This window comes from Paenibacillus forsythiae T98 (genome assembly GCF_000520735.1).
Taxonomy (GTDB): Bacteria; Bacillota; Bacilli; order Paenibacillales; family Paenibacillaceae; genus Paenibacillus_AQ; species Paenibacillus_AQ forsythiae.
On the sequence record NZ_ASSC01000183.1, the window covers coordinates 1 to 8,032 of the forward strand.

Consider the following 8,032-nt stretch of genomic DNA (forward strand, 5'->3'; position numbering starts at 1 on the left):
CTGACCGCTACAAGGGCGTTAAGCCGAGTCGTGTGGCTCATCACCGCTGATCCGACCACCCATGAATCCAGGCATGATCCGCCTGTCGGGATCAGAACGAACTCCAGGCCCGAGCGCTCCGCCATCTGCGCCACCTCAATCAAATAATCAAGCGTGGGTTCTCTCTCCGGAGCAGTCCCCACATAGCGACCGTCGCCGGATGTCGGCAGAAACCAGCCAAATCGAATCTCTTCTGTATGCAAACTCATGATAGCCTCCTTATGCCGTAACATTGATGAAACCATTTCTGGTCTGTTTCTCCGGTGATCCGGTCGATTTCCTATAAAACTTATAGGATAAATTTATATTCTGATTGTAACAAGCGATTCGGGTATCGGGAATGTCAATTCACGTTAACTTTAATTTGTAAATTTAAGTCTTTTTGTTTAAAAGATGAACAGATAGAAGCAGGAGAGGGGAAGAGAGAAAAAAGTAGATTTTTAAACGGAAAATTTAATATTTTTCGAAATGGAAAGTAGATCTTTGTTTGAATTTTAACTTGGCAAAAAGAGGTCTGTATCGGGGGCTGGTGAATCGAAAGTATGACCTGGCGGAAATAAAAAGAGGTGCTCCAAAGGCCATGAAACGACATGGCTTAGAGCCCCTTGGTTTTGCGGACCGGCCGCTCTGCTCAGCCTTTAACAGAGCCTTGCGTAAGTCCGGAAATGATCTGGTTCTGAAACACGCTGTACATCGCAACGCTTGGAATAATGCTGATGACAATCGCCGCGAACATCGAGGTGAAATCGGTGGTAAACTGGCTGGCGAAATAACGAATGCCCATTTGCAGCGTCCGCACCTGTTCGGAGGAAGTCAGCAGCATCGCATACAGGAACTCGTTCCAGCTGCTCAAGAATTGAAACGTCGCCGCGGTCACGATGCCTGTCCGGGAAATCGGCACAATCACCCTGAAGAACTTTTGATAGAAATCGCACCCGTCCAGCAGCGCGGCCTCTTCCAGCTCCCCGGGAATCGAATCCATGAAGCCTTTGATAATAAAGACGGACAGCGGAAGCGAGATGGCCGTATACGTTAGAATCAGCGCCAGCTTGGTGTCATAGAGGCCGAGCGTCCGGATTAAAGTGAAATACGGAACCATCAGCGCGCTGACCGGCACCAGTATTCCCGTAATCAGGGTTGAGAATATAACCGGTCCAAGCTTGAACTTATACCTTGAGAGTACATAGGCGGCCATGGATGCAACCAGGGCGTTCAAGGCGGTTGCCGAGAAGCTGATCAGAATCGAATTTGAAAACAACGAAGCCAGATGCGCCGACTTGAACGCATTCACATAATTGCCGAACTGCGGCGGAGAGGGGAACCGGAAAGGATCGCCAAGCAGTTCGACATTCGTTTTGAGCGAAGCCATGACAAGCCAGAGCATGGGAAAGAGCGTGTACACAAGAAACAGGGACAAAATGGTCCGGGAAAGCAACTTTTCAAGCAGCGCATTTAATTTCATTAGACTTCTCCTGAATTACATGTCAGATTTGGCGGCGTTAAATAATCTGCGCACCGTTAGAATGACCAGACCGCCGAGAACAATCAGCACCGTGCCCAAAGCATTTGCCGTCCCGTAATGGAAGTTTTGCAGTTCTTTATACAAATACAACACAAGGACTGAGGTGCTGTTGGCCGGCCCGCCGCCCGTCAGCAGCAGAACCTGCTCGAATTGCCGAAGCCCGTTTACCATCGCAAGCGTTACGCAGGTAGCAACGGTTCCTTTAATCAGCGGCAGCGTGATGTGCCAATCCTGCTGTGTGCGTGTCGCTCCGTCAATGCTCGCCGCCTCATAGTAGGACTGCGAAACCGAGGAAATGTCCGCCAAAATAATGACCATGAAATAGCCGATATACAGTAGTCCATACACGAGCACGGAAGGGAAGGCGCTGCCCAGCCCTCCGAGCCAGTTATGCTCCCATTCGGACAAGCCTATCAACCGGAGAAAGCTGTTCAGCAATCCCCGCTCATTATTGTAGATGGCTCCCCACATCATCGTGATTGCGATACCCGAGATAACATGGGGGAAAAAGTAAATCGTGCGCAGCAGCTTCCAGCCCTTCGGCTTTCGGGCCAGCAGCAGGGCGACCAGGATGGCAAGCGGCACCTGAATCATCGCCTCCGCGCAGGCCCAGATCAAATTGTTGCGGATGGAGGTCCGAAAGACTTCGTCATGAAACAAGGCGCTGTAATTTCGGAGGCCGACAAACCCGGGGCTGCTCATCCCATCCCATTTCATTAAGCTTACAATGACGACATATCCGACAGGATAGAGAAAAAAGGCGGCAAAGAGCAGTAAGGCCGGCAGTAGAAAAAGGATAGCGCCTGTGCGGAAATGGGTTGTTCGCTGCATGTTCTGTCCTCCTTTGCGCAAGCTTAAGTGTGCTGGATTTATTTTGAATCGGCCTGTTTAAGCTGCTCCACGAATTGTTCGGGCGTATATTTTCCAAGCACCAGACCGCTTAACGCTTGCGGGAATTCCGCGCCGACGGCGGGGCTTACGCTTGCCCGGAAATGGGGAATGATGTAGGGCGCGGCTTCCATTCCTTTTTTCATCTCGGTTTGCAGGCGTTCGACTGTGTCATCCTTTGTAACCTCGTACTTAATGACGAACAATGCTCCGGAATCCAGCGATATTTTCTTCACATTGTCCGGAGAGGTCAAATATTTCAGAAACTTCACAATGGCTTCTTCTTTCTTTTTATCCTTTTGCTTGCCTACGGCCAGACTTGCCTGGGTAAAGCCGATATACTGCCCGGGCTGTCCTTTCCCGCCTTCGTAAACGGGGGCAGGCGCCACTTCGACGGAGTCATACAAATGATCAATGCCTTCCTTTTTGATTCGGCCGATAAACCAGGGCCCGTTGAGCAGTACGGCGGTTTGCTGATTTAAGAAATGGCTGCCTGCATTGTCCAGTCCCACCGCATCTCCCGTTGTGTAGTCAAAGAGCTTCTTCAATACCTCGGCGGCTTGTACAAAAGCGGGGTCGTCCAATCCGTGCTTGTACACATCCGGCCCTCCGATTGCGGACACGAGCTGGGAGTACCACAGCATGGAGACCCAACCGTCGCCTCCGGTCATTTGCGTGGCGGGAGCGATGCCTGCGGCTTTGAGTTTGTCAAATGCGGCGAACAGCTCGCCATACGTTTTGGGGAATCCGGCAATGCCCGCTTGCTTGAACAGCTTAGTGTTGTATAATACCGGCGTTACGCCGAACTCGAACGGAATCGAGTACACTTTGCCGTCAAATGCGGCATTGTCAAAGGCATGATCCAGGAACGTGCTCTTCCACTGCTCGTCCAGATAAGGCGTAAGATCGGCCAAATTTCCCGATTTGTAGTAGAACTCTCCGTCAGCGGGATTATCGAAAGAAAAAATATCCGGCGCTGTCCCCGTCGTAATATTGGTGCGGATCTTGTCCTCGTAAGCGGCATAGTCGGGGATCTCTTCAACGACGACTTTGATTTTGCCCTGATTCTGTTCGTTGAAATCTTTGACGATCTGGGCGAACGTGGCGGCTTTGGAATCCTTCGCTACCCATATGCTGGGGAATTTGATTTCGATTTCGGATGCTTCGCCGCTGTTCGCATTTTCTCCGCACGCGCTTAACAGTATGGAAAGGATCAGCAGGATCGCAGGCAGCGTAAGCAAGAGCCTTCTCTTGTTCATCGTACGTACACTCCTCAAATGGGTTAGTAGTTAGCAAACGGTATGCTGTTTTTTATCAGCCTCTCTAGTGGTCTAGTCAATGTCAATAAAATAACTTGGTTTACTATGCTTTATATATTAGCAACCCGGTTCTTCACAAGTAAATGTCATTTTAAGTTGTTCGTGCATGTCATTTTAAGGTCATGACGGATGGTTGATGTTGAATGAAAAGTGTTGAGTGCCTTGTAGAAATCCTATATTATTTATAAAAATGAGATTATGGCCATAAAATTCGCATAGTAAAAAGAGGTCCATTATTATGAGAGACAAGATGATTGAGGATAACCATGAGTTTTTGGAGCTGCACCTCTTCACCCCTTCCGCATACGAAAAGTCGGGAGCCGCTTGGCCGATTCGCCTTGGACACAATATTGCCAAACCGAATTATCATATTGGTCCCCGGACGACGCCCTATTATTACCTGATTTTTGTGCTGGAAGGCCAAGGGACGTTTCATCAAAATAAACAGACCTTTCAGCTCCGTAAAAATGATATTTTCTGCCTGTTTCCGCAGGTCATTCATGAATATTACACCTGTCCGGACGATCCGCTCCGCAAAGTGTTTCTTGCCTTCGACGGCAGGCAGGCTTTGAAGCTGCTTGAGAGGATTGGACTGGCTATGCACTGCCCGCATGCGGCGGGTATTGTAACACCTGAAGCGATTCAACTGATGTGGGATTTCTTCGAATTGGTGAATTCGGATAACAATACGGACCTGGGGCGGCTTATTCTGTTCCACCGTATCTTCGAGCAGCTCTCTGCTGCGGCAGACGGCTCTGCCCGCAGTGACCGGCGGGATGTCTCTTGGCTGCAAAAAGGGCATGAATATATGGAGATTCATTATGCGGAGGGAATTACAGTCGAAAAAGTATCCGAATATGTCGGCATAGACCGCACCCATTTTACCAAACAGTACCGCAAGGCTTACGGAATCACTCCCATTCAGTTTATCCAGGAATTAAAAATGAAGGAAGCCCGGGCATTGCTGGAGCAGACCTCCTATACCTTATCAGAAATTGCTCACTCTGTCGGCTACCCCGATATCTTCTCCTTCTCGAAAGCCTTCAAGAAACTCCATGGTGTCGCCCCCACCCAGTATCGGGATGCGAAAATCAAAAGCGGGCAGCAGAAATAAGCTAATATGCGGCTGCAACCTGTCCGTGTGAGGTTCCTCTTCGTCTCTCGCTTCCGCACTGCGCCCAAGACCGGCGCGTTTCAAGCTGCGGGTTTGGCGCATGGCGCGGAGGTAAGGTATAATAACTACGACTTCGGAAGAAGCACAGGCTATCAAATCTTTTAGGAGGCTGAAGGAACCCCAATGCTATGGCATGAATTAACGATACATACAACCGAAGAAGCGCAGGAGATGATCTCCGCGCTGCTTCAGGAGGCGGGAGCGGGCGGGGTTTCGATTGAAGAATCCGGATCGCTGAACAAGGCGCGCGACACGCGCTACGGGGAGCTGTACGACGAGCCGCTGAACGATATCCCCGAAGGGGAGGCGGTCATCAAGGGCTATTTCGCGGAAGGATCGCCGATGGACGACATTTGCGCGGAGCTTGCGCCCCGCGTCAGGGAGCTGCGGGAATTCGGCATCGATCCCGGCAAGGCGGATATCAGCTGGAAGACGGTTGACGAGGATGACTGGGCTCATGCCTGGAAGCAGTATTTCAAGCCGCTTCGGGTGAGCGAACGGCTGACGATCAAGCCGGTATGGGAGGATTACACTCCCGCGAGTCCGAATGAGCAGATCATTGAGCTTGACCCCGGCATGGCCTTCGGCACGGGAACCCATCCGACGACCGCCCTTTGTCTGCGGGCGCTGGAGAAGGCGATCTCCGGCGGAGAAGAGGTCATTGATGTCGGAACAGGCTCGGGAATTTTGGCCGTCGGCGCAATGCTGCTCGGCGCGCGGTCCGTGCTTGCACTGGATCTGGACCCTGTTGCCGTTAAGAGCGCGGCCGAGAACGTGGAGCTGAACGGTCTTTCGGGCGCCATCACGGTAAAGGAGAGCGACCTCCTGTCCCTGCTCGGCGGCGAAGGCGCGGCGGAGACGCCTGCCGGAGCGATGTGGCCCTCGGCCAGACCGCCCTATTCGCAGGAAGCGGACGGCGAAGGCTGTGCCGAGGACACCGTACAGGCAGCCGGTTCGGGTTCACCCCAGGAGGGACTCGGCGTGAAGCTGCCGGTTCAGATTGTGGTCGCCAATATTTTGGCGGAAATTATCGTACTGTTCACGGATGATGTGTACCGTGCCCTTAAGCCCGGCGGCATCTATATCACCTCCGGCATTTATAAAGATAAAGAAGAATTGGTGAGGAAGGCGCTTCTGGCCTCCGGATTTGAAATTATGGAAGTGACGAAGGAAGAAGATTGGGTGGCGTTTACAGCCGGAAAGAGGTAAAGATGGATTTTTTGGATAAAATTATTGCAATTCGGCTGGATCAGCTGCCGTTTTTCTTAATCACGATATTGATCGCATTCACGGTTCACGAGTTTGCCCACGCGTATTTCGCCAACCGCTTCGGCGATCCGACAGCCCGCCTGCTGGGGCGGATGACTCTGAACCCGGCGGTGCATTTCGATGTGTTCGGCATCATCCTGCTGGTTATCGCCGGCTTCGGGTGGGCGCGCCCTGTGCCGGTTAACCGCGACAACTTCAGCCGTCCGAGGCTGATGGGCATCATCGTGTCGGCGGCCGGTCCGCTCAGCAACCTGCTGATGGCTCTTGCCGGCGCGTTGATCTACGGTATGCTGCTCGGTCTCGGCTGGCTCAGTCCGATTTCGGCGACAAAGCTTCAGGAAGCTGTTCACGCGATGTTCAATACTTTTATATATATGAACTTTTTCCTCTTCTGGTTTAATCTGATTCCGCTGCCGCCGCTGGACGGGTACAGAATTATCGAGGATCTCGCGCCGAGGTCCGTCAGGGGAACCTTGCAGCGGTTGGAGCAGTGGGCGATGTTCATTTTTCTGCTGATTGTATTCCTTCCGGGGCTGAGAGCGTACACGATCGGCCCGCTGGCCCTCTGGTCATCTATGATGTACAGTGATACCGTAAATTTCTTTTATCATATTTTTACGTAATTGCTCCCGAAAGACTGTTCACAGGGGAACAAACATTGTATTATGGAAACGGATTGTCAGGTCTAAGAAAGGGCTGATGCGTCCGCCCGTGCAAAGAATAGATACGCGGCAAACGGCGGCAGGGCCTCTGTATATTCGGGGCGCCGCCGTTTTCGCCTGAATTTGCGATTGTACTACAGAACAGGATGTTGATAAGCATGCAGCGATATTTCGTATCTCCCGATAGCTTCGGGGAAGACAGCGTAACCATCGGCGGCGAGGATGCCCGTCATATCGCCAGAGTGATGCGCGGCAAGGCCGGGGACAAGCTGATTGTAAGCGACGGCGTGTCCCGTGAGGCTCTGGCCGAAATCGCATCAATCGGCGACGGCATTGTCACCGTCTCCATTATAGAGAATATGCCGATGACACAGGAGGCCCGTGTCAAGATTACGGTGGCCCAGAGTCTGCCCAAGGGCGACAAGATGGAAGTCGTCATTCAAAAATGCACCGAGATCGGCGCGGCGGCTTTCCTGCCCTTTCTATCGGAGCGCACCATCGTGCAGTACGATGAGCGCAAGGAGAGCAAGCGGCTGGAGCGCTGGCGCAAAATCGCCAAGGAGGCCGCGGAGCAGGCGCACCGGAACATCGTGCCGGAAGTTTCTGCGCCGCTGACCTGGAAGCAACTGCTGAAATCGGCCGATCGTTATGACGCGGTGTATTTCTGCTACGAGAAGGAAGAAGGGCTTCAGCTGCGTTCGGCGGTCGCGCCGTGGGCCGCGCAGCTTGGAGCGGCGCCCGGGGCGTCCGCGTTGGTTATTGTCGGGCCCGAGGGGGGCTTTAGCGAGCACGAGTGCAAGGAGGCCGAGGAGGCGGGCGCGGTGTCCGTCGGTCTGGGCAAGCGCATCCTGCGCTGCGAGACGGCCGGCATGGTGGCCGCCGCCTGCATTTTATACGAAACCGGAGAAATGGGGGAAGCTTGAAACATGCCATCCGTTGCTTTTTATACGTTGGGCTGCAAAGTCAACTTTTACGATACCGAAGGCATCTGGCAGCTGTTCAAGGAGGATGGCTACGAACAGGTGGACTTCGAGGGACAGGCCGATGTTTACGTCATTAATACATGCACCGTCACCAATACCGGCGACAAAAAAAGCCGTCAGATGATCCGCCGGGCCGTCCGGCGCAATCCGGAAGCGATTGTGGCCGTTACCGGCTG

8 protein-coding genes and 1 pseudogene are annotated in these 8,032 nt (G+C 52.7%); 5 read left to right on the forward strand and 4 right to left on the reverse strand.

Annotation, left to right across the window (positions count from 1 at the left end; genetic code table 11):
• The 4 genes from L692_RS27960 to L692_RS0106705 all read right to left on the reverse strand — a co-directional run.
• Positions 1-248: LLM class flavin-dependent oxidoreductase (locus tag L692_RS27960; protein WP_036722387.1), on the reverse strand; the 248-nt coding region annotated here is incomplete at its 3' end.
• A gap of 422 nt (positions 249-670) precedes the next feature.
• Positions 671-1,501, reverse strand: coding sequence for a carbohydrate ABC transporter permease (locus L692_RS0106695; protein ID WP_025698317.1), 831 nt, complete (start codon positions 1,499-1,501; stop codon positions 671-673).
• A 15-nt stretch (positions 1,502-1,516) separates the two neighbouring features.
• Positions 1,517-2,392 (reverse strand): carbohydrate ABC transporter permease, encoded by an 876-nt coding sequence (locus tag L692_RS0106700; protein WP_025698319.1) that lies wholly within the window; start codon positions 2,390-2,392, stop codon positions 1,517-1,519.
• A 38-nt stretch (positions 2,393-2,430) separates the two neighbouring features.
• Positions 2,431-3,708, reverse strand: coding sequence for an ABC transporter substrate-binding protein (locus L692_RS0106705; RefSeq protein WP_025698321.1), 1,278 nt, complete (start codon positions 3,706-3,708; stop codon positions 2,431-2,433).
• 298 nt (positions 3,709-4,006) lie between these two features.
• On the opposite strand from L692_RS0106705, the gene L692_RS0106710 reads away from it, so the two are divergent.
• The 5 genes and pseudogenes from L692_RS0106710 to L692_RS27965 form a co-directional block, all read left to right on the forward strand.
• The gene (locus L692_RS0106710; protein ID WP_025698323.1) at positions 4,007-4,882 is read left to right on the forward strand and encodes a helix-turn-helix transcriptional regulator; all 876 of its coding nucleotides are present in this window, start codon (positions 4,007-4,009) and stop codon (positions 4,880-4,882) included.
• Positions 4,883-5,065: 183 nt separating this feature from the next.
• Positions 5,066-6,151, forward strand: a complete 1,086-nt coding sequence (prmA, locus tag L692_RS0106715; RefSeq protein ID WP_025698324.1) for a 50S ribosomal protein L11 methyltransferase — start codon at positions 5,066-5,068, stop codon at positions 6,149-6,151.
• A 2-nt stretch (positions 6,152-6,153) separates the two neighbouring features.
• Positions 6,154-6,834 (forward strand): site-2 protease family protein, encoded by a 681-nt coding sequence (locus L692_RS0106720; RefSeq protein WP_025698325.1) that lies wholly within the window; start codon positions 6,154-6,156, stop codon positions 6,832-6,834.
• 197 nt (positions 6,835-7,031) lie between these two features.
• Entirely contained in the window at positions 7,032-7,796 is a 765-nt protein-coding gene (locus tag L692_RS0106725) for an RsmE family RNA methyltransferase (RefSeq protein ID WP_025698326.1), read from the forward strand.
• Positions 7,797-7,799: 3 nt separating this feature from the next.
• A pseudogene (locus L692_RS27965) lies at positions 7,800-8,032 on the forward strand (tRNA (N(6)-L-threonylcarbamoyladenosine(37)-C(2))-methylthiotransferase MtaB); the annotation flags it as partial.